The following is a 23,458-nucleotide window of genomic DNA, read 5'->3' as shown; positions in this document are numbered from 1 at the left end:
TCAAAGCATGGAACAATATTCCCCAGCCGTCCCGATGTCGGGCGGCCAGACCCAGACCGGCGGTAACACCGGTCCGTTGATCATCGTCACCATCCTGTTCTTCATGTGGGGTCTGCTGACCTCCCTGAACGACGTGCTGATCCCGCACCTGAAGGCGGTCTACACGCTGACCTATGTGCAGGCGATGCTGGTGCAGTTCTGCTTCTTCGGCGCCTACTTCATCGTCTCGCTGCCGGCCGGTATGCTGATCAGGAAAATCGGCTACCAGAACGGCGCCGTCGCCGGCCTGACCATCGCGGCCGCCGGTTGCGCCTTGTTCTACCCGGCGGCGACCAGCGGCTACACGCTGTTCCTGATCGCCTTCTTCGTGCTGGCGGGCGGCATCACCATCCTGCAGGTGGCGGCCAATCCTTACGTGACGGTGCTGGGCGATCCGCAGACGGCGTCGAGCCGCCTGACGCTGACCCAGGCCTTCAATTCGCTGGGCACGACCGTAGCGCCCACGCTGGGCGGCATGCTGATCCTGGCCGGCGGCGTGATGAGCTCCGCCGACATGGCCAAGCTGACCACCGAGCAGCTGGCGGCCTACCATACGACCCAGGCGGCCAGCGTGCAAGGCCCGTACCTGGTGCTGGCGGCGGCCTTGCTGGCGCTGGCGGTCTTGTTCGCGCTGGCGCGCCTGCCCAAGATCGTCGACGCCGAACAGGCGGACGGCGAAAGCGCCGGCTGGTCGGCCGTGCTGCAACACCGCCATCTGGTGCTGGGGGCGGTGGCGATCTTCCTGTATGTGGGCGGCGAAGTCAGTATCGGCAGCTTCATGATCAACTTCATCGGCGATGCGAAAGTGGCCGGCCTGTCGCCTGCCGACGCGGCGCCTTTCGTCAGCTACTACTGGGGCGGCGCGATGGTGGGCCGCTTCATCGGCTTCGCCGTGATGCGCTACGTCAGCCCTGGCAAGGCGCTGGCCTTCAACTCGGCGGCGGTGATCGCGCTGGTGCTGATCGCGATCTTCAGCGGCGGCCAGTTGGCGATGTGGGCGATGCTGGCGGTCGGCCTGTTCAACTCCATCATGTTCCCGACCATCTTCTCGATGGCGCTGAATAAACTCGGCCCACTGACCGGCCAGGGTTCGGGCGTGCTGTGCATGGCGATCGTCGGCGGCGCGCTGGTGCCGTTCGCGCAAGGCCTGCTGGCCGACACCATCAGCCTGCAGATGTCCTTCCTGGTCCCCGCCGCCTGCTACACCTTCATCCTGTACTTCGGCCTGAAATACGCCGGCATGTATTCGGAGAAGTAATTTGCCGCGGGTATACCCACCATGGGTGTACCCGCGCGCTCCTTCTAGCAAACCTGCTGAATTTTTTACTGAATTCTACTGAATTGAACTTCCTTGGGCTGCTGCGGTCTAACTCAGTAGCCGGAAGCAGAATTCAGCAGGTTTCAGTAAGGAGAACAGCATGGTTGCTACAATGAGTGTGAACGTCTCCCCCTCCACCCTGTTCGCACTGATGGAACGGCTGCGCGAGACCGGAGCGAGCATCGATCCGGCCGAAGCGGTCGATGCCGCGATTCGCCATTGGCTCGCAACATCGGGCCATGCACCTGACGCCGCACCGCGCGGCTACCAGTGGAAAACGCTGTTCCTGCCCGAAGGTACTTGGCTGCGCATGGCCTACCGCGGCGACCATGAATACGCCATCGTCGAAGGCGACCACCTCATGTACAAAGGCCGCGCCATCTCGCCCAACCAATTCGCCAGTGGCTACGCCGACAGCGTGCGCAACGCATGGCAAGACATCTCCATCCGCATGCCCGGCGAAAAGCACTGGAAACTGGCCGGCGTGCGCCGCCGCGAACTGGCGCGCGCAACAGCAGTAGCACCGCCCACATCCGCTGTCGCGAGCGTCCCAGCCGCCGCGCCGGCCCCGCTCATTGCCAGCGCACCGTGCGTAGCGCCGCCTGCTGTCCCATCATCGCCCCCACCTCGCAACACCATCCCCGGCCAAGGCTGGACGGAGCCCGAGCGCAGAAAATTCCGCTTCCGGCTCGAAGACGTCGCCTTCGAGTGATGGCCTATATTATTTTTCAATTTTTGATCTGGCGCATGGAAGTAGTGCTTTGGTGTAACGTACGGCATTTTTGACAACATAACCCCCACTATCATGGCAACTTACTTACACTAAAAGGACAGTGCCATGAGCAATAACATCAAAGCATATCTGGTCGGCGGCGGCATCGGCTCGCTGTCCGCAGCCGCCTTCATGATCCGCGACGGCGGCGTCGAAGGCAAAAACATCACCATCTTCGAAGCGATGCCGCTGGCCGGCGGCAGCCTCGATGGCGGCGGCAACGCGGACACCGGCTACACGCTGCGCGGCGGCCGCATGCTCACCACCGACAACTACGAATGCACCTGGGAGCTGTTCAAAAACATCCCGTCGCTGGAGCACGAAGGCCAGAGCGTCTACGACGAAACCGTGGCCTTCAACGAGATGCACAAATCGCACTCGCAGGCCCGCCTGGTCGACCGCAACCGCTTCCGCGTCGACGTCACGTCGATGGGCTTCAGCATGCAGGACCGCACCGAGCTGCTGGCGCTGGCCGAAGCCGACGAAGAAAAACTGGGCAACAGCGCCATCACCGACCGGCTGTCGCCGGAATTCTTCGACACCAAATTCTGGTACATGTGGGCCACCACCTTCGCCTTCCAGCCGTGGCATAGCGCGCTGGAGTTCAAGCGCTACCTGCATCGCTTCATGATGGAGTTCTCGCGCATCGAAACGCTGGCCGGCGTCAAGCGCACCGTCTACAACCAGTACGACTCGCTGGTGCGTCCTTTGCAGCACTGGCTGCAACAGCAGGGCGTGCAGATCGTCCGCAACTGCAAGGTCGACGACATCGAGCTGCTGGAGGCGGGCGGCACGCTGACCGTGACCGCGTTGAAGTGCACCCGCAACGGCGAAGCCATGACCATCGCCGTCGCCCCGCACGACCTGGTGTTCTTCCAGAACGGTTCGATGACCGATGCCTCCAGCTTCGGCAGCATGCGCAGCGCACCGCCCAAGCTGGACAAGCGCGATAGCCAGGGCTGGGCCTTGTGGGAAAAGCTGGCGGTGGACCGTCCGCAGTTCGGCAATCCGGCCGCCTTCAATTCCAGCATTCCGGAATCGTGGTGGGAGTCGTTCACGGTCACGCTGAAAGACCCGGCGTTCTTCGACAAGATGGAGCAGTTCAGCGGCAACGTGGCCGGCACCGGCGGACTGGTGACGTTCAAGGATTCGAGCTGGCTGATGTCGATCGTGCTGGCCCACCAGCCGCACTTCGCCGGCCAGCCGGAAGGCGTGCAGGTGTTCTGGGGTTACTCGCTGCACCCCGACCGCATCGGCAATTTCGTCGCCAAGCCCATGGCCGATTGCAGCGGCGAAGAGATCCTGCGCGAACTGTGCGGCCACCTGAATTTCGACATGGAGATCATGGCCAAGGCGAACTGCATCCCATGCCGCATGCCCTACATCACCAGCATGTTCATGCCGCGCTTCAAGAGCGACCGTCCGTTGCCGGTGCCTGCCAACTCGCGCAACCTGGCCTTCGTCAGCCAGTTCGTCGAGGTGGCGGAAGACGTGGTGTTCACCGTCGAATACTCGGTGCGTGCGGCGCAGATGGCGGTGTACCAGCTACTTGGCGTCAAGCGCGAAGTGCCGCCCGTCAGCCATCACGACCAGTCGCTGAAGGTGAAACTGGACGCGCTCGTGAAAGCTTTTAAATAGACGGCTATACTCTCCGTGTCCACCACACGGGGAGTGTCCATGATTGCAGGCATCGGAAGAAAACACTGGTTCGCGCTGATCGTCTTGCTGACCATGTCGGCGCACTACCTCTACTTCCGCGTGCCGTTCATCGCCAACGACTACGGCCGCAACATGGTCGACTGGCCTTTGCTGGGTGACCTGCTGGTGAGCTTCCCGCTGCTGTACTACTTCATGTTCCGCCCGTCGTGGAAGGCCTTCCTGCTCAAGTGGGTGGTGTTCGCGATGGCGGGATTCGCCTTCGGCAGCCTGATTATCCCCAACGGCAGCAAGGACCTGTGGCGCGGCGTCGAGCGGCTTTGGCCGCTGCTGGCGGTGGCGCAGGGCGCGCTGGAGCTGTTCTTGCTGGTGTACATGGTGCGTCGTATCAGGGCGTTGATGCGCTTGAGCGGCAATGCCGACGAGGCGCTGGCGACCGCCATCCACGGCCGCTTCGCCGGCACCGGCTTCGCGCCGTTCGCGCTGTTCGAGGCGCGGATCTGGTACTACGGCTTGTTCATGCGGCGCGGCGATCAGCTGCGCTTCGCCGGCCAGCAGCACTTCAGCTACGACAAGAACGACGGCAACGTCTCCAACCAGTTCGCGCTGATCATGGTGATGCTGTTCGAGATGCCGCTGTCGCACCTGATGCTGCACCTGGTGGCGGTGCGGCCGGTGTTTGCATGGGTGGTCGATGTGCTTAGCGTGTGGTCGGTGCTGTACCTGGTGGCGGAATACCGCGCCAGCCAGTGGCGGCCGGTGTCGCTGGACGACAAGGCGATCCTGATACGCTACGGCGTGTTCGCGGCCGACCGCGCGCTGCCTTTTCACCTGATCGAATCGGTGGCGCGCTGCGGCGACGACATCCACCGCCAGCGCGGCCTGCTGCGCTACCGCCAGTTCGGCAGCATGAACGTGGAGCTGCGCCTCAAACCCGGCAGCACATTGGCCAATGCCTTTGGCCGTGCGCAAGCCATCACCCGCATCTGCATCAGCCTGGACAAGCCCGACGCCTTCATCGACGCCGTGCGCGGCCGGCTGGTGGAATCAGGCTAGAACGCCCATCAGCTTTTGCATCGGACTCAGTTCAATCAGCGAGTTCGGTTCGTCGATTTCGAGCATGACATCGTTGTACGCGACCGCGCGCAGAGGCTCGATTTCCTCGGCATCGGTTTGTCTGGCTTCATGCAACAGATGCTGGATGGCGGATGCGTCCAGCAGGTCAGACTTGGTGATCAACGCCGCATATTTGCGCACGTCAGCATGGAACGCCGCAATCCTTTCGGCCGGTCGTATCGCGAAATTGAGGATCCCAAAAATGGAGAACGCTGCCAGCATCCATGTCGCCGCGACCGGCATTTGTGCCGCGATGGCGGCAATGGCGCTGCTGCCGGCCAACAAACTGATAAATGTGAATGTGGTTTGAATGCGTCGATAGAAGCGCACGCTGCGCTGGCAAAAGCGCTGTGCGTAGCGCAACTCAATCTGTAATTGCTCCTTGTCCAGTTCCATGTCATTCCCCTTTCTTCGGCTGAGGCTGCTCCGGCTTGGGTTTGCGCTTCCGGCGTTTGGGCTAGGGTATCGTGCGTGGAGGCACAAAGGATTTGGGATCCGGGAGCTTCATTGTAGGCCTTTCGGGCCCGGACTGACGGGCGCGCGAATCCATCTTGCGACTGCTTTCTGAGATCGGCTTGTGCCAAATCAGCAGTGCGCCAGACTGGTCAGCGAATTGGGGTGATACTATGGCCGCTCACCAGGAGTCCTATGCCCAACGAACTCCCCGCCAGCGCCGATGGCCTGCATCAATTGACACTCGATGGACTGGCCTTGCACGGCTGGTCGCAGCAGAACCTGTTTTTATCCCATGATTTGACGCTGGCCCTGGCCGCCGAATGCCGCGCCGGTGCGGCCGCTGGCGCGTTGGCCTTGGCCGCCGTCGGCCGCGGCGCCGCGCAGGCGGTGCGCAGCGAGATACGCGGCGACCGCATCCTGTGGCTGGAAGCCGGCCAGTCCGCCGCCTGCGACAGTTATCTGTTGGTGATGGAGTCCCTGCGACTGGCGCTGAACCGGGAGTTCTTCCTCGGTCTCGACAGCTACGAAAGCCACTTCGCGCACTACGCCCCCGGCGCCGCCTACCACAAACACCTGGACCGCTTTCGCGACGACGACCTGCGTACCGTCTCGGTGGTGATCTATCTGAATCCGGATTGGCAGGTGGAGCAGGGCGGTGCGCTGCGGGTGTATCCGCAGGACGCGCCCAGCTGCGACATCGCGCCGATGGGCAGCCGGCTGGTGCTGTTCATGTCGGCCGACATGCCGCATGAAGTGCTGCCGGCCACGCACGACCGATTGTCGCTGGCCGGCTGGTTCCGCCGCCGGCCGCACTGACGGCACGCGCTTACAGGAAGCGGTCGAGGATTTTCTTGCTGTGCTTATCCAGATCGCGCACATCGCGGATCAGGTAGTGGATGCCGTGTATGTCGGAGATCAACAGCGTGTCCACCGTCAGGCGGCGGATGTCCTCCTCGCCGCGCAGCACAAACTCGGTGTCGCCGCGATCGGTCGCCACCGACCAGGTGCACGGTGTGGCGAAGCTGGTCACGCTGTTGATGCGCGCGATCTCCGGCATGAACTCGCGTCCCTCCAGCTCCTCGCGCACCAGCTGGCCCACCGCCGCCGGCAAGTCCTCGATGCGGTCGATCCAGCCTACCTCTTTGCCATCGGTGCTCACCAGCGCGATGCCGTCGTCCGGCGCCTGCACCGGGAAGGCGCGCACCGGCGCCACGCTCTCGTGCACTTCGCCCTCGGCCGTGGTCAACACCAGGCGGCCAAAGGGATTACGGGTCAAATCAAATGTCGTCGTCATATGCTTGTTCTCTTATTCTTTGCTGGCGCTGTCGTCGAGATCCGTGTCGACGTTGCGGGCCTGCGCCTGATACAGGCGGAAGTAGGCGCCTTCGCGCGCCATCAGGTCGTCGTGCGCGCCTTCTTCCACCACCACGCCGCGGTCCAGCACCACCAGGCGGTCCGCCTTCTGCAAGGTGGACAGGCGGTGCGCGATGGCGATCGTGGTGCGGCCTTGCACCAGGTTTTCCAGCGCGCGCTGGATTTCTTTTTCAGTCTCGGAATCGACCGAGGACGTGGCCTCGTCGAGGATCAAAATCTTCGGATCGATCAGCAGCGCGCGCGCGATCGAGATGCGCTGGCGCTCGCCGCCGGACAAGCCCTGTCCACGTTCGCCCACCATCGAATCGTAACCCTGCGGCAGGCGCAGGATGAACTCGTGCGCATGCGCGGCGCGCGCGGCGGCGATGATCTCGGCGCGCGTCGCCTCCGGCTTGCCGTAGGCCAGGTTCTCGGCGATGGTGCCGAAGAACAGGAACGGCTCCTGCAACACCAGGCCGATGTTGCGGCGATAGTCCGACACAGCGAACGAGCGGATGTCCACGCCGTCGAGCATGATCGCGCCTTCCGATACATCGTAGAAGCGGCAGATCAGGTTGACCAGCGTCGACTTGCCGGAGCCCGAATGGCCCACCAGGCCGATCATCTCGCCGGCCTTGATGTCGAGCGAAATGCCGCGGTTGACGGCGCGGTTACCGTAGCGGAAGCCCACTTCGCGCAAGGTGATGTTGCCATCGACCTTGGCCAGCTTGACCGGATTGACCGGCTCCGGCACCGACGACACGTGGTCGAGAATATCGAAGATGCGCTTGGCGGCCGACGCAGATTTCTGCGTCACCGAGACGATGCGGCTCATCGAATCGAGGCGGCCGTAGAAGCGGCTGGAGTAGGCGATGAAGGCCGACAGCACACCGACCGTGATATGGCCCTTGGACACCTGGTAGATGCCGAACACCCAGATCACCAGCAGGCCCAGCTCCGTCAGGAACGAGACGGTAGGCGAGAACAGCGACCAGATTTTATTGAGCTTGTCGTTGACCGCCAGATTGTGCTTGTTGGCGGTGCGGAAGCGCGACGCTTCGCGCGACTCCTGCGCGAACGCCTTCACCACGCGGATGCCGGGAATGGTATCGGCCAGCACGTTGGTCACTTCGCCCCACACGCGGTCGATTTTTTCGAAGCCGGTGCGCAGGCGGTCGCGCACCACGTGGATCAGCCACGCGATGAACGGCAGCGGCAGCAGCGTGAACAAGGCCAGCCAAGGATCGATCGAGAACAGGATCACGCCGGTCATGATGATCATCAGGCAGTCCGACGCGAAGTCCAGCAGGTGCAGCGACAGGAACACGCAGATGCGGTCGCTCTCGCTGCCGATGCGCGACATCAGATCGCCGGTGCGCTTGCCGCCGAAGTATTCCAGCGACAGCCGCAGCAAGTGGTCGTAGGTCTCGGTGCGCAGGTCGGCGCCGATGCGCTCCGACACCAGCGCCAGCACATAGGTCTTGCCCCAACCGAGTATCCACGCCAGCACCGCCGACGCCACCAGGCCCGACATGTACAGCGCCACCAGCGAGGCATCGACCGGCTGGCCGTTCTGGTAGGGAATCAGCACCTTGTCCATCAGCGGGATGGTCAGGTAAGGGGGAATCATGTGGGCGCCGGTCGACAGCAGCATCAGCGCGAAGCCGAAACCCAGCGGCAGCTTGTACGGCTTGGCGAAGCGCCACAGGCGGAACAGGGTCCAGGTCGACGGCGGCGTGTAGACCACCTTGGTGCAGATCGGGCATTCTTCCTGATCCGGCTCCAGCGGCGCCTTGCAGCTCGGGCAGACATTCTTTTCCTCGCGCGTCACCGGCACGCCCAGCGCATGGCTGTCGCGGTGCGCGCCGAACTGCTCGACCAGGCGGATCGCGTGCAGGTTCTGGCCCAGCGTGAAGCGCCAGGCGGCCAGGCGGCCGCTGTCGTCGATCAGCTCCAGGTGGCCGACGCCCGCGTGGTCGTGGTGCTTCAGCAGCAGATCCTTGGCGAAAGGCCAACGTTGCCAGTCGCCGCGGCCCGGCGCGCGCGCCAGCACACCACGTTCGGTGACGAGAATTATCCCCTTGGCGAAACGAAGTTGTTCATCCAAGTCAACCTCCAGGGCACTTACAACGTTTTCCTCTTGGGAAAGTTGTGCCTGTATCTCGGAACGCCAGCGTTCAGGAAGCTCGCTCTGGCTGGAGTTGGAGGAAAGTTGTTCTGTTGTCATCGTGCAGCGTACTCCGGTGGCGAAAAGGTGGAACAAAGGTGGAACTAGTCGAAGTTGCGACTGATATAAGTGCTTTATTTACGGTATTCTGTCATTGGTTACATCCTTGACAGAAATCAAGAAAAACCAGTGTTTTGTTGGCGGCAAGTATAACGCACGCGCAGGGTGGGCCAAATGCAATTTGGCCGCAGGCGGTGGTACAGAGGTTAAAATACGGCGCGGGCTGGCCACGGCTGATAACAAAGATACAAGAATAGAAACATGACCAAGAAGAAAGACATAGAAGTTCTCCGCGTAACCCATTTGCGCGGACCCAACATCTGGACCTATCGCCCGGTGATCGAGGCGTGGCTGGATATTGGCGAACTGGAGAAATTTCCCTCGAATTTGTTGCCTGGCTTGTATGAGCGCCTGACGGCGATCCTGCCGGGGCTGATCGTCCACCGCTGCGGCGTGGGCGAGCACGGCGGCTTCCTCGAGCGCCTGCGCGACGGCACGTATGCCGGCCACATCCTCGAACACGTGGTGCTGGAACTGCAAAACCTGGCCGGCATGAAGACCGGCTTCGGCAAGACGCGCCAGATCGGCGACGGCACCGGCCTGTACAAGATGGCCTTCCGCACCCGCCAGGAGCAGGTGGGACGCGCCGCCTTGGCCGCCGGCCGCGACCTGCTGATGGCGATGATCGAAGACAAGCCCTACGACCTGGCCGCCACCGTCATCGACCTGACCGACCTGGTCGAGTCGGTCTGCCTGGGGCCGAGCACCGCCAACATCGTCGACGCCGCCACCGTGCGCAAGATTCCATCGATCCGCCTGACCGACGGCAACCTGGTGCAGCTGGGCCACGGCGCCATGCAGCGCCGCATCTGGACCGCCGAGACCGAAGAAACCAGCGCCATCGCCGAAGGCATCGCCAGCGACAAGGACTTGACCAAGTCGCTGCTGGCCTCGTGCGGCGTGCCCGTGCCCGAAGGCGAGCTGGTCACCAGCGCCGAGGCGGCCTGGGAGGCGGCCAAGGACATCGGCGTGCCGGTGGTGGTCAAGCCGTATGACGGCAACCACGGCCGCGGCGTCTCGCTCAACCTGATGACCGAAGCCGACGTCACCGCCGCCTACGCGCTGGCCGCGCGCAAGGGCGACAGCACCAGCGTGATCGTCGAGCGCTTCATCGCCGGCAACGAACACCGCCTGCTGGTGGTGGGCAAGCGCCTGATCGCCGCCGCCGCCGGCGAATCGCTGTGGGTCACCGGCAACGGCAGCTCCAACATCATCGCGCTGGTCGACGACCAGATCAACACCGATCCGCGCCGCGGCACCACCGAGGATTCGCCGCTGAACGCGCTGGCGCCGGAGCACGGCGCCGAGATCATCCTGGAGCTGGAGCGCCAGGGCATGACCGCCTATTCCGTGCCGCAGGACGGCCAGAAAGTGCTGATCCAGCCGAACGGCAACGTCGCCTTCGACGTCACCGACCAGGTGCACCCGCAAGTGGCCGCGATGGCCACCTTGGCCGCGCGCGTGGTCGGCCTGGACATCGCCGGCATCGACGTGGTGGCGGCCGACATCTCCCGTCCATTGGAAGAGCAGGGCGGCGCCATCATCGAAGTCAACGCCAGTCCCGGCCTGCTGGCCCACCTGAAGCCGGCCAGCGGCGAGCCGCGCAACGTCGGCGAAGCCATCGTCGACCACCTGTTCGCGCCGGAGCAGAGCGGCCGCATGCCCATCGTCGGCATCGCCGGCAAGCACGGCGCCACCATGGCCTCGCGCCTGATCGCCTGGCTGCTGCAAATCAGCGGCAAGAAGGTCGGCCTGGCCTGCGCCGACGGCCTGTTCGTCAACGGCCGCCTGCTGCCGCGCGACGGCTTCAGCGACTGGGAAACCGGCGAACGCCTGCTGCTGAATAAAAACGTCGAAGCCGGCGTGTTCGAAGCCAGCGCCCGCATGATCCTGACCGAAGGCTTGGCCTACGACAAGTGCGCGGTCGGCGTGGTCACCGACGTCAGCGATTTCGAGGACGTGGCCGAGTTCTACATCGACAGCCACGACAAGCTGTACGGCGTGCTGCGCACCCAGGTCGACGTCATCCTGCCGAGCGGCGTGGCGGTGCTCAACGCCGCCGACGCGCAAGTGGTCGACATGGCCGACCTGTGCGACGGCGAAGTGATCTTCTACGGCGTCGACGAGCACCTGGCCGCCATCGCCAAACACCGCCAGGACGGCAAGCGCGTGGTGTTCCAGCGCCAGGACCAGCAAGCGAGCCGCATCGTGCTGGCGCAAGGCCACGAAGATGTCGCCAGCCTGCCGCTGTCGCCGCTGGTGCCGCCGGAAGCCGTGCTGGCCGCGATCGCCGCCGGCTGGGCGCTGGGCCTGTCGCCGGAGCTGATCGGCGCCGGCCTGCGCACCTTCGATGCGAATCCAAAGCGAACTCATCACTGATACATCACGGAAAGAACAAGCAGATTTATGGAAGTCATCCGCACCCGCGCCCTTCGCGGCCCGAATCTTTGGAGCCACCACACGGCGGTGGAAGTGATCGTATCGTGCCCGCCCGAGGAGCAGTCGATCGCCACGCTGCCCGGCTTCGAGCAGCGCCTGCACGCGCGCTTTCCCGCCATCGGTGCCCTGCACACCACCGGCCACACCGACGCCGTGCCGCTGGCGCGCGTGCTGGAAGTGGCGGCGCTGAGCCTGCAAGCGCAGGCCGGCTGCCCGGTCACCTTCAGCCGCACCACGGCCACGCTGGAAGACGGCATCTATCAAACCGTGGTCGAGTACAGCGAAGAAGCGGTCGGCCGCCTGGCGATGACCCTGGCGCACAACCTGATCAACGCCGCCCTGGCCGACACCCCGTTCGACCTGACCGGCGCGCTCAACGAACTGCGCGACCTGGATGAAGACGTGCGCCTGGGCCCGAGCACCGGCGCCATCGTCAGCGCCGCCGTCGCGCGCGACATTCCGATCCGCCGCCTGACCGAAGGCAGCATGGTGATGTTCGGCTGGGGCTCGCGCCAGCGCCGCATCCAGGCCGCCGAAATGGACAGCACCAGCGCCATCGGCGAATCGATCGCGCAGGACAAGGAACTGACCAAGAAGCTGCTGCACGCGGCCGGCGTGCCGGTGCCCATCGGCCGCTCGGTCGAAGACGCGGAAGACGCCTGGGCGGCGGCGCTGGAGATCGGCCTGCCGGTGGTGGTCAAGCCCAAGGACGGCAACCAGGGCAAGGGCGTCACGGTCAACGTGATGTCGAAGGAGCACCTGGAAAAGGCCTTCCACACCGCCAGGGAATTCCGCGACGACATCATGGTCGAGCGCTACCTGCCGGGCCACGACTATCGCCTGCTCGTGATCGGCAACAAGCTGGTGGCCGCCGCGCGCCGCGATCCGCCGCAAGTGGTGGGCGACGGCGTGCACACCGTGCGTGAACTGGTCAGCATCGTCAACGCCGACCCGCGCCGCGGCAGCGGCCATTCGACCTCGCTGACCAAGATCCGCTTCGACGACATCGCCCTCGCGCGCCTGGCGCTGCAGGACCTGGAAGCCGATTCGATCCCGGCCAAGGGCCAGCGCGTCATCCTGCGCAACAACGCCAACCTGTCGACCGGCGGCACCGCCACCGACGTCACCGACGACGTGCACCCTGAAGTGGCGGCGCGCGCGGTGGAAGCGGCGCAGATGATCGGCCTCGATATCTGCGGCGTCGACGTGGTCTGCGACGGCGTGCTGCAACCGATCGAGAACCAGCGCGGCGGCGTGGTTGAAGTCAACGCCGCTCCCGGCCTGCGCATGCACCTCGCGCCGTCGTTCGGCAAGGGCCGCGCGGTCGGCGAAGCGATCGTCAACACCATGTTCGCGCCGGGCGAGAACGGCCGCATCCCCGTGGTGGCCGTCACCGGCACCAACGGCAAGACCACCACCGTGCGCCTGATCGCCCACCTGCTGACCGCCAGCGGCCTGCGCACCGGCATGACCAACACCGACGGCGTCTACATCGAAGGCCGCCAGACCGACAGCGGCGACTGCAGCGGCCCGCGCAGCGCGCGCAACGTGCTGCTGCACCCGGACGTCGACGCGGCCGTGTTTGAAACCGCGCGCGGCGGCGTGCTGCGCGAAGGCCTGGCCTTCGACCGCTGCCAGGTGGCCGTTGTCACCAACATCGGCAGCGGCGACCACCTCGGCCTGAACTACATCACCACGGTGGAAGACCTGGCCGTGTTGAAACGCGTGATCGTGCAGAACGTCTCCGAGAGCGGCTTCGCGGTGCTCAACGCGATCGATCCCATCGTCGCCGGCATGGCGGCCAACTGCCGCGGCAAGGTGATCTTCTTCGGCGCCGAACGCGGCCACCCGGTGATCGCCACGCATCTGGCGCAGGGCTGCCGCACCGTGTACGTGGAAGACGGCCATCTGGTCGCCGCCGAAGGCAAGCAGCTGCAGCGCATCGCGCTGGCCGAAGTGCCGATCACCCGCAACGGCGCCATCGGCTTCCAGGTGGAGAACGTGATGGCCTCGGTCGCCGCCGCGTGGGGCGTGGGCATCAGCTGGGACGCGATCCGCCTCGGCCTGAAGACCTTCGCCAACGATTCCGACAACGCGCCGGGCCGCTTCAACGTGTTCGACTACAAGGGCGCGACGCTGATCGCCGACTACGGCCACAATCCGGACGCCATCCTGGCGCTGGTGCAGGCGGTGGAAACCATGCCGGCCAAGCGCCGCGCGGTGGTCATCAGCGGCGCCGGCGACCGCCGCGACCAGGACATCACGCAGCAGACACAGATCCTCGGCCGCGCCTTCGACGACGTGATCCTGTACGAAGACGCCTGCCAGCGCGGCCGTGTCGACGGCGAAGTGGTGGGTCTGCTGCGTTCGGGCCTGAACGGCGCCGCGCGCACCACGCACATCCAGGAGATCTACGGCGAGTTCCTCGCCATCGATACGGCCCTGGGCCGCCTGCAAGCGGGCGACCTGTGCCTGATCCTGGTCGACCAGGTGGAGGAGGCGCTGGCGCACATCGCCAAGCGCATCGCCGAAGCGTAAGCCTTACCGCAGCAGTCGAAAAAAACCATCAGCCTGAACGCGCTTAAGATCGCGTTCAGTGCTGATGGTTTTTTTTGTGCGGGCCGTTCAGGCTTGCTTGGCGGCGCGGCGGCGCAGCGCGCCCACGATCGCCAGGCCGGCCAGCAGCATGGCATAGGTCTCCGGCTCGGGAACGGCGTTGACCTGGAACGCGGCCACGGTGTCGGTATAGGCGCCGTCGGAGGTGACCAGCGTATTGCCGCCAGCGTAACCGGGCACGCCCATGTTGTCGGGGTCATACCATCCGATGAAGTAGTTGCCCGCACCCAGCGAGACACCGCTAATCGTGGCGTGGATCCTGGCGACATCGTCGGTGACGTAGGTCACGCCGTAGGAGCCGGCCAGGTTGATGTGCGAGTACAGCAGGTTCATGCTGTTGTCCAAGATCGTCACTTCGATATTCCAGTTCGATCCATAGCTGCCGGTGATCGCGAAATCAGTGCTGGACAAGGTGGCCGACGACGTCAAGGAGAATTGGTCGATCATGTGCTGGCCGGCGCCGCAATCGGAGCACCAGCCGTAAACCGAGGGGTTGGCGATGTTGGCATAAGCCGACGAGGTAAACACCGGAGTTTCGGCCCGGGCTGCGCCCATCGCCAGCAGGCCGATGGACAGGGAGACGGCAAGGACAGTCAAGTAACGGGAAATAGACATGATTTTCTCTTTTTTTGGTTGACGGGAAAGCATAAGATAGCAGAATTTAAATATCAAATTGAGTAGCTATATAAATAATAAAAATATTCAATCGCGGCTGTTGTTGCGCTGCCCGCAAATTTCCCGCTTGAAATAAAGCGTGGAGGAAAGTATAGCCTGGCTAATTGTTAAATACTATCGAATTTATAGGAATATATAGTTTTTATTTATGACGCGATCTGGTTAGAATCATTGCATCGTTCACCCCAACAGGAGCCCCGCAATGAGCCAGCCACCACGTCTTACCACCGCCTCCGGCATCCCGGTCGCCGACAACCAGAACTCCGCCAGCGCCGGCCCGCGCGGCCCGCTGCTGCTGCAAGACTTCCACCTGATCGAAAAGCTCCAGCACTTCAACCGCGAGCGCATCCCCGAGCGCGTGGTGCACGCCAAGGGTTCGGGCGCCTACGGCAGCTTCACCGTCACCCACGACATCACCCAATACACCAAGGCCAGGCTGTTCTCCGAGATCGGCAAGCAGACCGACACCTTCGTGCGCTTCTCCACCGTCGGCGGCGAGAAGGGCAGCGCCGACACCGAACGCGATCCGCGCGGCTTCGCCATGCGCTTCTACACCGAGGAAGGCAACTGGGACCTGGTCGGCAACAACACGCCGATGTTCTTCATCAAGGACGGCATCAAGTTCCCGGACTTCATCCACACCCAAAAGCGCGATCCGCAGACCAACCTGAAATCGCCGACCATGATGTTCGACTTCTGGAGCAAGACGCCGGAAAGCCTGCACCAGGTGACGATGCTGTTCTCCGACCGCGGCACGCCGGACGGCTACCGCCACATGGACGGTTTCGGCAGCCACACCTTCAGCATGATCAACGCCGCCGGTGAACGCGTCTACGTCAAATGGCACTTGAAGACCAGGCAGGGCATCAAGAACCTGCCTGCCGCCGAAGCCACCCGCATCGCCGGCAGCGACCCGGACTACGCGCAGCGCGACCTGTTCGGCGCCATCGCCGCCGGCGACTTCCCGCAGTGGGACGTCAAGCTGCAAGTGGCCACCGAGGCCGAACTGGCCGCATGGGAAGCGCGCACCGGCTGGAATCCGTTCGACCTGACCAAGGTCTGGCCGCACAAGGACTTCCCGCTGATCCCGGTCGGCGTGTTTGAACTGAACCGCAATCCGCTGAACTACCACGCCGAAGTGGAGCAGGCCGCGCTGTCGCCGGCTAACGTGGTGCCTGGCCTGGGCTATTCGCCGGACAAGATGCTGCAGGCGCGCCTGTTCGCCTACCACGACGCCCAGCTGTACCGGGTCGGCACCAACCACCAGCACCTGCCGGTGAACGCGCCGCGCTGCCCCTTCCACAACCAGCAGCGCGACGGCGCGATGGCGATCGCCAACGGCGGCGCGCAGCAGAACTACGCGGCCACCGAAGCGGGCGGCAGCCATCCGCAGGGACTGGGCCACGGCGAACCGGCGCTGGCGCTGCAAGGCGGCGCGGCCCGCTACGACGGCCGCGGCCAGGAAGACGATTACACCCAGGCCGGTAATCTGTTCCGCCTGATGCCGGCGCAGGAGCAGCAGAACCTGTTCGACAACATCGCCGGTCCCCTGAGCCAGGTGAACGCCGAGATCATCGCCCGCCAGTTGGTCCACTTCGACCAGGCCGACCCGGCCTACGGCGCCGGCGTGCGCGCCGCGCTGGCGGCCAAGGGTGTCGTCGAGGCATAAAGGAAGACTGCGGGCTGCGCTGAATTGCACTACAATCGCATGGTGCAATGCAGCGTAGCCCGCATCCTTCCGGAGGTCACACTTGAATCGCAAACCCGCCCGCCTCGCGTCGCCTTCGATGCCGGGACAAGTCGTACTGGCGCTGCAAGGCGGCGGCGCGCTGGGGGCCTACCAGGTGGGCGTCTACCAGGCCATGCACGAAGCCGGCGTCGAGCCGGACTGGGTGATCGGCACTTCCATCGGCGCCATCAACGGCGCCATCATCGCCGGCAACGAGCCGCGCTACCGCATGGACCGGCTGCGCCAGTTCTGGCAGCGCATGGAGCAGAATGCGTTGGGCTTTTCCGTCATGCCGCGCGCGCTGGCCAACGCGGTGACGATGGGGCAGGGCATACCGGCCTTCTTCGAACCCAATCCGTCCTCGTGGTGGAATCCCGACGCCAAGGTCGGCATCGAACACGCCTCCTACTATCAAACCGCGCCGCTGCGCACCACGCTCGATACGCTGGTCGATTTCGATCGCCTCAATGACAGCGACACCCGCTTCACGGTCGGCGCGGTCAATGCGCGTACCGGCGGCATGCGCTATTTCGACAGCCGCAAGGACAAGCTGAGCGCCTCGCACGTGATGGCCTCCGGCGCGCTGCCGCCGGCCTTTCCCGCCGTGCGCATCGACGGCCAGCCCTACTGGGATGGCGGCATCTATTCCAACACGCCGATCGAGGCGGTGCTGGACGACGAGCCGCGCCGCAGCTCGGTGATCTTCTCGGTGCAGGTGTGGAACCCGGACGGCAGCGAGCCGCAAAGCATGTTGCAGGTGCTGGACAAATACAAGGAGATCCAGTACGCCAGCCGCGCCAGCAACATCGAACAGCAGCGCAAGCTGCACCGGCTGCGCCATGTGATCCGCCAGTTGACGCTGCACCTGTCGGACGAAGCGGCGATGTCGCCCGAGGTGCGCGAACTGGCCTCGTGGGGCTGCGGTACCACCATGCACGTGGTGTCGCTCAAATCTCCGCGGGTCGGCAACGAGGACCACACCAAGGACATCGACTTCAGCGCCGCCGGCATCCGCGCCCGCTGGCAGGCCGGCTACGAAGACACCCAGCGCATGATTGCGCTGCGGCCGTGGGACCGCGAGATCGATCCGATCGAAGGGATCGCGATCCACGAACTGCCGCCTTGACACGTCATTGACGTGTCAACACGCGCCGGTTGACACGGGTTGGGACGGCAATACCCCACATACACGTCATGTTGTCCTGGCGCGGAACTTGCGGATAGGAGCCCAGGCGCCGCATCCGCGCGTCTTCCTATCCATACCGACCGAAGGAGTTTTGCCATGAAAAAAATTGAGACCGTAGTCGCGGGCGCGTTTGCCGCCGTGTTTCTGCTTGGCCAGCCTGCCGCCCGCGCCGACGGCGCCAAACCTGTGACTTCAGGCGCCGTCATACGCGGCGTGACGCTGCCTGGTACCCCCGGTAAATCGGGAACGTCGGCCGGCGCGTCGTGCGATTTCTCAGGCGAGAGCGTGAACAGCGGCGGCAACATGGAGGACGCCAGCGTGAACTGCAAGCCGAACGCGCCGGATGAAAAGACCGTGCTCAAAGGCTTGCCCGTGCGCTTCAAGGCCTATTGCGTCATTCCCAGCGCCGCCAGCCTGAAGACCGGGCGTCTGATCACGTCCCCGCTCAAGGAAAACGCCAATCATTGCTCGCTGTCCGACCTGAAGCCGAGCGAAGCCCAGAGCAGGTTTGGCACGGCGGTCTGGCGCTGATCCGACACCGATCCAATGGGCCGACTTGGCGGTGGCCGGGCGCAGTGCCTGCCCGCCGCCATGAACCGCCGACGGCGGAGTTGCGCTGGTAAAATAGCGTCATCGGCATTCACTTAATATTGGATCAACATGACCATCAAAATCAGCCAAAACTTCGACTCCGGCGCCATCGAAGTGCTGCGCGCGGACAGCGCGGCGGAGATCGAACTGAATCTGCGCAAGGACTCGCACGCCGACATCCACCAGTGGTTCCACTTCCGCCTGCAGGGCGCGCGTGGCCAGCAGGTGCGCATGCGCTTCCTGAACGCCGGCCAGGCCACCTACGCCAAGGGCTACGAGGACTACCAGGCCGTCGCCAGCTACGACACCGAAAACTGGTTCCGCGTGCCGACCGCCTTCGACGGCGAGGTCATGACCATCAAGCACACGCCGGAAACCGATAGCGTGTACTACGCTTATTTCGAGCCGTATTCGTTCGAGCGCCACCTGCGCCTGCTGGGCGAAGTGGCCGAGCATCCGCTGGCCCGCGTGCACGACCTCGGCAACACCATCGACGGCCGCGACATGAACCTGGTCGTCATCGGCAAGCCGGAAGCGGAGAAGAAAATCTGGGTCATCGCGCGCCAGCATCCGGGCGAATCGATGGCCGAATGGTTCGTCGAAGGCCTGATCGATTCGCTGCTGGACGACGCCAATGCTATCGCCCGCAAGCTGCTGCAGCGCTGCGTGTTCTACATCGTGCCGAACATGAACCCGGACGGCTCGGTGCGCGGCAACCTGCGCACCAACGCTTCTGGCGCCAACCTCAATCGCGAATGGATGACGCCATCGGTCGAGCGCAGCCCGGAAGTGCTGTACGTGAAGCAGAAGATGCACGAAACCGGCATCGACATGTTCTTCGACATCCACGGCGACGAGGCGCTGCCGTACAACTTCGTGGCCGGTAACGAGATGCTGGAGAACTTCAGCGAAGAGCGCCGCGTCAAGCAGCAGGCCTTCATCGACCGCTACAAGAACGCCAGCCCGGACTTCCAGGACAAATACGGCTACGCCGCCAGCAAGTACAAGGAAGACATGCTGACCCTGGCGTCCAAGTATGTCGGCCACCACTTCGGTTGCCTGGCGCTGACCCTGGAGATGCCGTTCAAGGACAACGCCGACCTGCCGGACCCGCACGTGGGCTGGAACGGCGCCCGCAGCGCGGCGCTGGGCGCGTCCATCCTGCAGCCTATCCTGCTGTCGCTGGACGCCTGAGATGGGCGTTGAAATCGAGCGCAAGTTCCTGTTGCGCGGCGATGCGTGGAAGAGCCTTGGCGAACCGGTGTTTTTTCGCCAGGGCTATCTGTCGTCGCACAAGGAGCGCGTGGTGCGGGTGCGCATCGAGGGCGATCGGGCGGTGATGACGATCAAGGGCCGCAACGTCGGCGCCACGCGCGGCGAGTGGGAGTATCCGATCCCGATGGCCGATGCCGTCGAGTTGCTGGACCGTTTGTGCGAACAGCCGCTGATCGAAAAATACCGTCGCTGCATCAGCTACGCGGGCAATGTGTGGGAAGTCGACGAATTCCTCGGCGTCAACGCCGGACTGGTCGTGGCCGAGATCGAATTGAGCTCGGAAGACCAGGTCTTCGACAAGCCGGACTGGATCGGCGACGAAGTCACGGATGACCTGCGCTACCTCAACTCCAGCCTGATAAAACACCCGTTTTCGGCTTGGTAGATCGCCGGATCTGGTCTAATCTGGAATGATGGACAGCGAGGTTGCAGCGCTCAAGGCGCACATAGACGCAATCGTGCCGACGTTAGCAACGAAGGCCGACATTGAGGTTTTGCGCGCTGAAATGCACAAGATGTCGGCAGAGGGCTACCGTTGGATGGTGGCATCGATGGTCGGTATGTTTATCGGTTTTGGTGGCCTGTATTTTGCCGCCAACAGGTCGCAGGATGTGCGCTCGCTTCCCATGCAAGCTCAGCCGCAAGCCCAGCAACCCATCGTCATCTACCTGCCACAACCTCAGGCCGCGCCAATGCCGCCACAAAAATAAAAAGCCCCGCGAGGGGCTTTTGTCATCAGTGGAAGTGCTCGGTGCCGGTGGGCGTATCCTCGGGCATTTCCGCGTGCGCCAGTTCGCCGACCGGGTCGGCAAACAGCGGCGCGCCGCAGTCGTCGCAGAACTCGGCCACGAAACGTTCGCTGTGCTTCTTGATCTGCGTGATGCCGGCCTCGTTCAGGTTGTTGATGATTTCCTCCACCGGCGTCACAGGCTGCTGCACGATGCCGCCAGGACCGCCTTGCAGCGGACCCTCCGGCGGCGTGCCTTCCTCATCTTCCTGCCCGTACAGCGGCCACACCACGCCGTAGATCACGTCCGGCGACGAACGCTGGGTGAACGCCACGCGGTATTCGTCGATCTGGCCGTCGGCGTTTTCCTCGCCGAAGCCGGCGATCACCGCGCGCAGTTCGGACGGCTCGATCGCCAGCGTATGCGTCAGGTAATGCACGGCGGCGCGGATCGACACCGGGCGGATCAGCTTGTCCGCCTCGCGGCAGGCCATGTAGTAGGCCTCCGGCAGCAGCAGCTCGACACCGCAACCCGGCAGCAAACGGTTGATGGTCGGCGTGACCTGCGCGCGCCACTGCTCCAGCGCGTTGGTGCGTTCGCTGACGAAGTTGGCCTGGTTGGCCGGCATCTGCCAGCGGAACAGCGGGCCGCCCGCCGGCGTCACCACGGCCACCAGCAGGTAGCGGGTGTCGGCCAGGAAGGGCGCCGTCTCCGGCACCTTGGTGTCGGGCTTGAGCACCGTGCCCTTGAGCGCGGCCTGCGCCAGCTTGTGCACCTTGGCATAGGTCTCGACATGGCTGCGCGGCAGCTGGTCGATCGAGAACAGCGTCGGCGACATCGCCATGTGCGTGCCGTCGGCCAGCAAATGGGCCGAGAAGTGCGCCGACAGCGTGCTCAGGATATCGGCCGGGATCGCGCCCGAGGCGATGGCGAAGCGGGTCCACGCCAGGATGGGCGCGGCCACCAGCAGCACGTCGTACTGTTTGGCGACGCCGTCGGTCTCGATGGTGATGCTGCTCGATTCGCTGACCGCTTCCACGCCATCCATCAACACGTCATACGCGTTCAGGTCTTCCTTGAACAGGCTGTTCAAGGTCGAATCGATGGTTTCCTGGTGACCGGTCTTGAGGAGTTTGTGGAGCTGCGCATCGAGGCTGTGTTCCCAGGCCCGCTCTTCGATACGGCTGGCCGCCTGCCCGACCGCGAGGGCATAGGTGACCAGGCGCTGGCTCTCGGCAGACAATTTATGGGATGAATCTTTATTTGGACGACGCATAGCGCAATAAGAGTCTCATAAAAGTGGATAAAGCGGATCAGTCATGCAGATGATAACCCTTATGAACCGTATTGTAGTTGATTCGCCCGGCAGCCTCGTATTAGTTCTGAATGAAGCGCTAAATTCCCGTCCGGCGAAAAAGTTTGCGTAAGCTGGGAACGCGGCGCCCTCGGCCGCCATCTAATGCCGCACAAACAGTTATCAGACAGGAAGCCCCAGCATGCAAGCCCATCCCAGCCCACCGCTTTCCCCGGACATTCCCGACGCCGAACTGGCCCGGCGCGTGGCCGCCGGCCAGCGCGGCGCCTTCGAATTGCTGATGCGGCGCCATAACCAGGCACTGTACCGCGCCGCCCGCAGCATCCTGCGCCACGACCACGACGCCGAGGACGCGCTGCAGGACGCCTACCTGCTGGCCTTCCGCGCCATCGGCAGCTACCGCTCGGACGCCCGGCTGGCCACCTGGCTGACCCGCATCGTCATCAATGTCGCGATTGCCCGCGCCCGCCAGGGCAAACGGCGCGCCGAGGTGGTGCAGCTGGACGGCGCCGCCGAGCCCCAGCCCGACTTGACAGGAAACCCGATGGACAGCCCCGACGCCGATACCCCCGAAACCAACGCCATGCGCGCCCAGATGCGCCAGCTGCTGGAACAGCACATCGACGACCTGCCGGACGTCTACCGCACCGTGTTCGTGTTGCGGGCGGTGGAGGAGATGAGCGGTGACGAAGTGGCCGCCTGCCTCGACATCCCCGCCGCCACGGTGCGCAGCCGCTTCTTCCGCGCCCGCAGCCTGTTGCGCAGCGCGCTGGCGCTGGAGGTGGACGCCGCGCTGGAATCGGCCTACGCCTTCAACGGCGCGCGCTGCGACCGCATCGTGGCCGGCGTGCTGGCGCGCCTGGAATTTTCCGGCAAGGAGTGACCTTGCCGTTTGCAGCACCAACCTGGAGAAACACCATGTCTTTTTTGATTTCGAACGACGACGACCGCAGCCATCCACGCCGCATGTTCCTGGGCCAGTCCGGCCTGCTGCTGTCGGGCGCCGCGGTGGCGCTGCTGGCGGGGCGCGATGCGCTGGCCGCCAAGGGTAGCGCCGGCGCCGGCGACGTCGGCATCCTCAACACCGCGCTGGGCGCCGAGCTGGAGGCCATCGCCGCCTACCAGCTGGGCGCGGAGAGCGGCCTGCTGCAAAAGCCGGTGCTGGACCTGGCGCTGACGTTCCAGGGCCATCACAAGGAGCATGCCGACGTGCTGGCCAAGACCATCCTCAAGCTGGGCGGCCAGCCGGTGGCGGCCAAGGCCAAGTATGTGTTCCCGACCGATAAGCTGAAATCGCAGGAAGACGTGCTGCGCTTTGCCGCCATGCTGGAGAAGGGCGCGGTCAGCGCCTACCTGGGCGCGGTGCCGCTGTTCGGCAATCCCGAGCTGGCCAAGGCCGCCGCCAGCATCCTCGGCGACGAGGCGATGCACTGGGCCGTGCTGCGCAACGCGCTGGGTGAGGCGCCGGTGCCGTCGGCCTTCATGTCGTGAGTGTGATGAGGACGCTCTTGGCGGCCACGCTGCTGGCGCTGGCCGGCGGCGCGGTGGCCACGCCTGACGCGGAACAGCTGCGCGCCGGCGAGGCTGTCTACGCCCGCTGCCTGGCCTGCCATGCGCTAGCCTACGACCGCACCGGTCCACGCCATTGTGGCCTGTTCGGGCGGCGCGCCGGCAGCGTGCCTGGCTTTGCGTATTCGCCGGCCATGCGGCGTTCCGGCATCGTTTGGGATGCGCGCACGCTGGACAAGTTCCTGGGCGATCCGACCGGCGCCGTGCCCGGCACCAGCATGGGCTACGCTGGCGTCAAGGACAGCAAGGAGAGGGCGGCGTTGATCGCCTACCTGAAGCAGGCCAACGGCACGCCGGACTGCGCGGGCGTGAAGTAAAAAAAACGCCGGGCAAGCCCG

21 protein-coding genes are annotated in these 23,458 nt (G+C 64.3%); 16 read left to right on the top strand and 5 right to left on the bottom strand.

What is annotated here, in order from left to right; genetic code table 11:
• The first annotated feature begins 7 nt into the window (after positions 1-7).
• The 4 genes from AC07OK_RS03775 (at position 8) to AC07OK_RS03760 (ending at position 4,841) form a co-directional block, all read left to right on the top strand.
• Positions 8-1,297, top strand: a complete 1,290-nt coding sequence (locus AC07OK_RS03775) for a sugar MFS transporter (protein ID WP_494689009.1) — start codon at positions 8-10, stop codon at positions 1,295-1,297.
• Between the two features lie 160 nt (positions 1,298-1,457).
• Complete coding sequence (locus tag AC07OK_RS03770; protein ID WP_494689008.1) at positions 1,458-2,069, top strand: hypothetical protein; 612 nt, start codon at positions 1,458-1,460, stop codon at positions 2,067-2,069.
• Positions 2,070-2,195: 126 nt separating this feature from the next.
• A complete protein-coding gene (locus tag AC07OK_RS03765; protein WP_494689007.1) occupies positions 2,196-3,767 on the top strand; it encodes an oleate hydratase in 1,572 nt (523 codons plus the stop codon).
• 39 nt (positions 3,768-3,806) lie between these two features.
• Positions 3,807-4,841 (top strand): hypothetical protein, encoded by a 1,035-nt coding sequence (locus AC07OK_RS03760; RefSeq protein WP_494689006.1) that lies wholly within the window; start codon positions 3,807-3,809, stop codon positions 4,839-4,841.
• On the opposite strand, the gene AC07OK_RS03755 is transcribed toward AC07OK_RS03760, so the two are convergent.
• Positions 4,833-5,297, bottom strand: a complete 465-nt coding sequence (locus tag AC07OK_RS03755) for a hypothetical protein (protein ID WP_494689005.1) — start codon at positions 5,295-5,297, stop codon at positions 4,833-4,835. The genes AC07OK_RS03760 and AC07OK_RS03755 overlap by 9 nt on opposite strands.
• 252 nt (positions 5,298-5,549) lie before the next feature.
• Here AC07OK_RS03755 and AC07OK_RS03750 point away from each other — a divergent pair, with 252 nt between their 5' ends.
• A complete protein-coding gene (locus AC07OK_RS03750; protein ID WP_494689004.1) occupies positions 5,550-6,173 on the top strand; it encodes a 2OG-Fe(II) oxygenase in 624 nt (207 codons plus the stop codon).
• 10 nt (positions 6,174-6,183) lie between these two features.
• On the opposite strand, the gene AC07OK_RS03745 is transcribed toward AC07OK_RS03750, so the two are convergent.
• Both AC07OK_RS03745 and AC07OK_RS03740 read right to left on the bottom strand, forming a co-directional pair.
• The gene (locus tag AC07OK_RS03745; protein WP_494689003.1) at positions 6,184-6,651 is read right to left on the bottom strand and encodes a cyanophycin metabolism-associated DUF1854 family protein; all 468 of its coding nucleotides are present in this window, start codon (positions 6,649-6,651) and stop codon (positions 6,184-6,186) included.
• A 12-nt stretch (positions 6,652-6,663) separates the two neighbouring features.
• Positions 6,664-8,937, bottom strand: coding sequence for a cyanophycin metabolism-associated ABC transporter (locus AC07OK_RS03740; RefSeq protein ID WP_494689002.1), 2,274 nt, complete (start codon positions 8,935-8,937; stop codon positions 6,664-6,666).
• A 261-nt stretch (positions 8,938-9,198) separates the two neighbouring features.
• Between AC07OK_RS03740 and AC07OK_RS03735 the strand changes: the two genes are divergently transcribed.
• Together AC07OK_RS03735 and cphA are read left to right on the top strand one after the other, a co-directional pair.
• Complete coding sequence (locus tag AC07OK_RS03735) at positions 9,199-11,376, top strand: cyanophycin synthetase (protein WP_494689001.1); 2,178 nt, start codon at positions 9,199-9,201, stop codon at positions 11,374-11,376.
• Positions 11,377-11,403: 27 nt separating this feature from the next.
• Entirely contained in the window at positions 11,404-13,974 is a 2,571-nt protein-coding gene (cphA, locus tag AC07OK_RS03730; protein ID WP_494689000.1) for a cyanophycin synthetase, read from the top strand.
• A gap of 87 nt (positions 13,975-14,061) precedes the next feature.
• Here the strand turns inward: cphA and AC07OK_RS03725 are convergent, their stop codons facing one another.
• A complete protein-coding gene (locus AC07OK_RS03725; protein WP_494688999.1) occupies positions 14,062-14,667 on the bottom strand; it encodes a PEP-CTERM sorting domain-containing protein in 606 nt (201 codons plus the stop codon).
• Between the two features lie 262 nt (positions 14,668-14,929).
• Here AC07OK_RS03725 and AC07OK_RS03720 point away from each other — a divergent pair, with 262 nt between their 5' ends.
• The 6 genes from AC07OK_RS03720 (at position 14,930) to AC07OK_RS03695 (ending at position 20,218) form a co-directional block, all read left to right on the top strand.
• Positions 14,930-16,396, top strand: a complete 1,467-nt coding sequence (locus tag AC07OK_RS03720; protein ID WP_494688998.1) for a catalase — start codon at positions 14,930-14,932, stop codon at positions 16,394-16,396.
• Positions 16,397-16,514: 118 nt separating this feature from the next.
• Positions 16,515-17,582, top strand: a complete 1,068-nt coding sequence (locus tag AC07OK_RS03715) for a patatin-like phospholipase family protein (protein WP_494689029.1) — start codon at positions 16,515-16,517, stop codon at positions 17,580-17,582.
• A gap of 156 nt (positions 17,583-17,738) precedes the next feature.
• Positions 17,739-18,173 (top strand): hypothetical protein, encoded by a 435-nt coding sequence (locus AC07OK_RS03710; protein ID WP_494688997.1) that lies wholly within the window; start codon positions 17,739-17,741, stop codon positions 18,171-18,173.
• 129 nt (positions 18,174-18,302) lie between these two features.
• The gene (locus AC07OK_RS03705; RefSeq protein WP_494688996.1) at positions 18,303-19,427 is read left to right on the top strand and encodes a M14 family metallopeptidase; all 1,125 of its coding nucleotides are present in this window, start codon (positions 18,303-18,305) and stop codon (positions 19,425-19,427) included.
• A gap of 1 nt (position 19,428) precedes the next feature.
• The gene (locus AC07OK_RS03700) at positions 19,429-19,893 is read left to right on the top strand and encodes a CYTH domain-containing protein (RefSeq protein ID WP_494688995.1); all 465 of its coding nucleotides are present in this window, start codon (positions 19,429-19,431) and stop codon (positions 19,891-19,893) included.
• A 25-nt stretch (positions 19,894-19,918) separates the two neighbouring features.
• Positions 19,919-20,218, top strand: coding sequence for a hypothetical protein (locus AC07OK_RS03695; RefSeq protein WP_494688994.1), 300 nt, complete (start codon positions 19,919-19,921; stop codon positions 20,216-20,218).
• Positions 20,219-20,243: 25 nt separating this feature from the next.
• Here AC07OK_RS03695 and AC07OK_RS03690 read toward each other — a convergent pair whose 3' ends face one another.
• Positions 20,244-21,512 carry a DUF2863 family protein gene (locus AC07OK_RS03690; RefSeq protein WP_494688993.1) on the bottom strand — a complete coding sequence of 423 codons (1,269 nt, stop codon included), beginning with the start codon at positions 21,510-21,512 and terminating at the stop codon, positions 20,244-20,246.
• 220 nt (positions 21,513-21,732) lie between these two features.
• Here AC07OK_RS03690 and AC07OK_RS03685 point away from each other — a divergent pair, with 220 nt between their 5' ends.
• The 3 genes from AC07OK_RS03685 to AC07OK_RS03675 are packed head-to-tail and all read left to right on the top strand — an operon-like array spanning position 21,733 to position 23,437.
• The gene (locus AC07OK_RS03685) at positions 21,733-22,434 is read left to right on the top strand and encodes an RNA polymerase sigma factor (protein WP_494688992.1); all 702 of its coding nucleotides are present in this window, start codon (positions 21,733-21,735) and stop codon (positions 22,432-22,434) included.
• 35 nt (positions 22,435-22,469) lie between these two features.
• Positions 22,470-23,042 carry a ferritin-like domain-containing protein gene (locus tag AC07OK_RS03680; RefSeq protein WP_494688991.1) on the top strand — a complete coding sequence of 191 codons (573 nt, stop codon included), beginning with the start codon at positions 22,470-22,472 and terminating at the stop codon, positions 23,040-23,042.
• 5 nt (positions 23,043-23,047) lie between these two features.
• Positions 23,048-23,437 carry a c-type cytochrome gene (locus AC07OK_RS03675; protein WP_494688990.1) on the top strand — a complete coding sequence of 130 codons (390 nt, stop codon included), beginning with the start codon at positions 23,048-23,050 and terminating at the stop codon, positions 23,435-23,437.
• The last annotated feature ends 21 nt before the right edge of the window (positions 23,438-23,458 follow it).

This window comes from Duganella sp. GW821-FHT07G03 (assembly GCF_059418605.1).
Note: the sequence above shows the minus strand (reverse complement) of the source record. Positions and strands in the feature narration are given on the sequence as shown.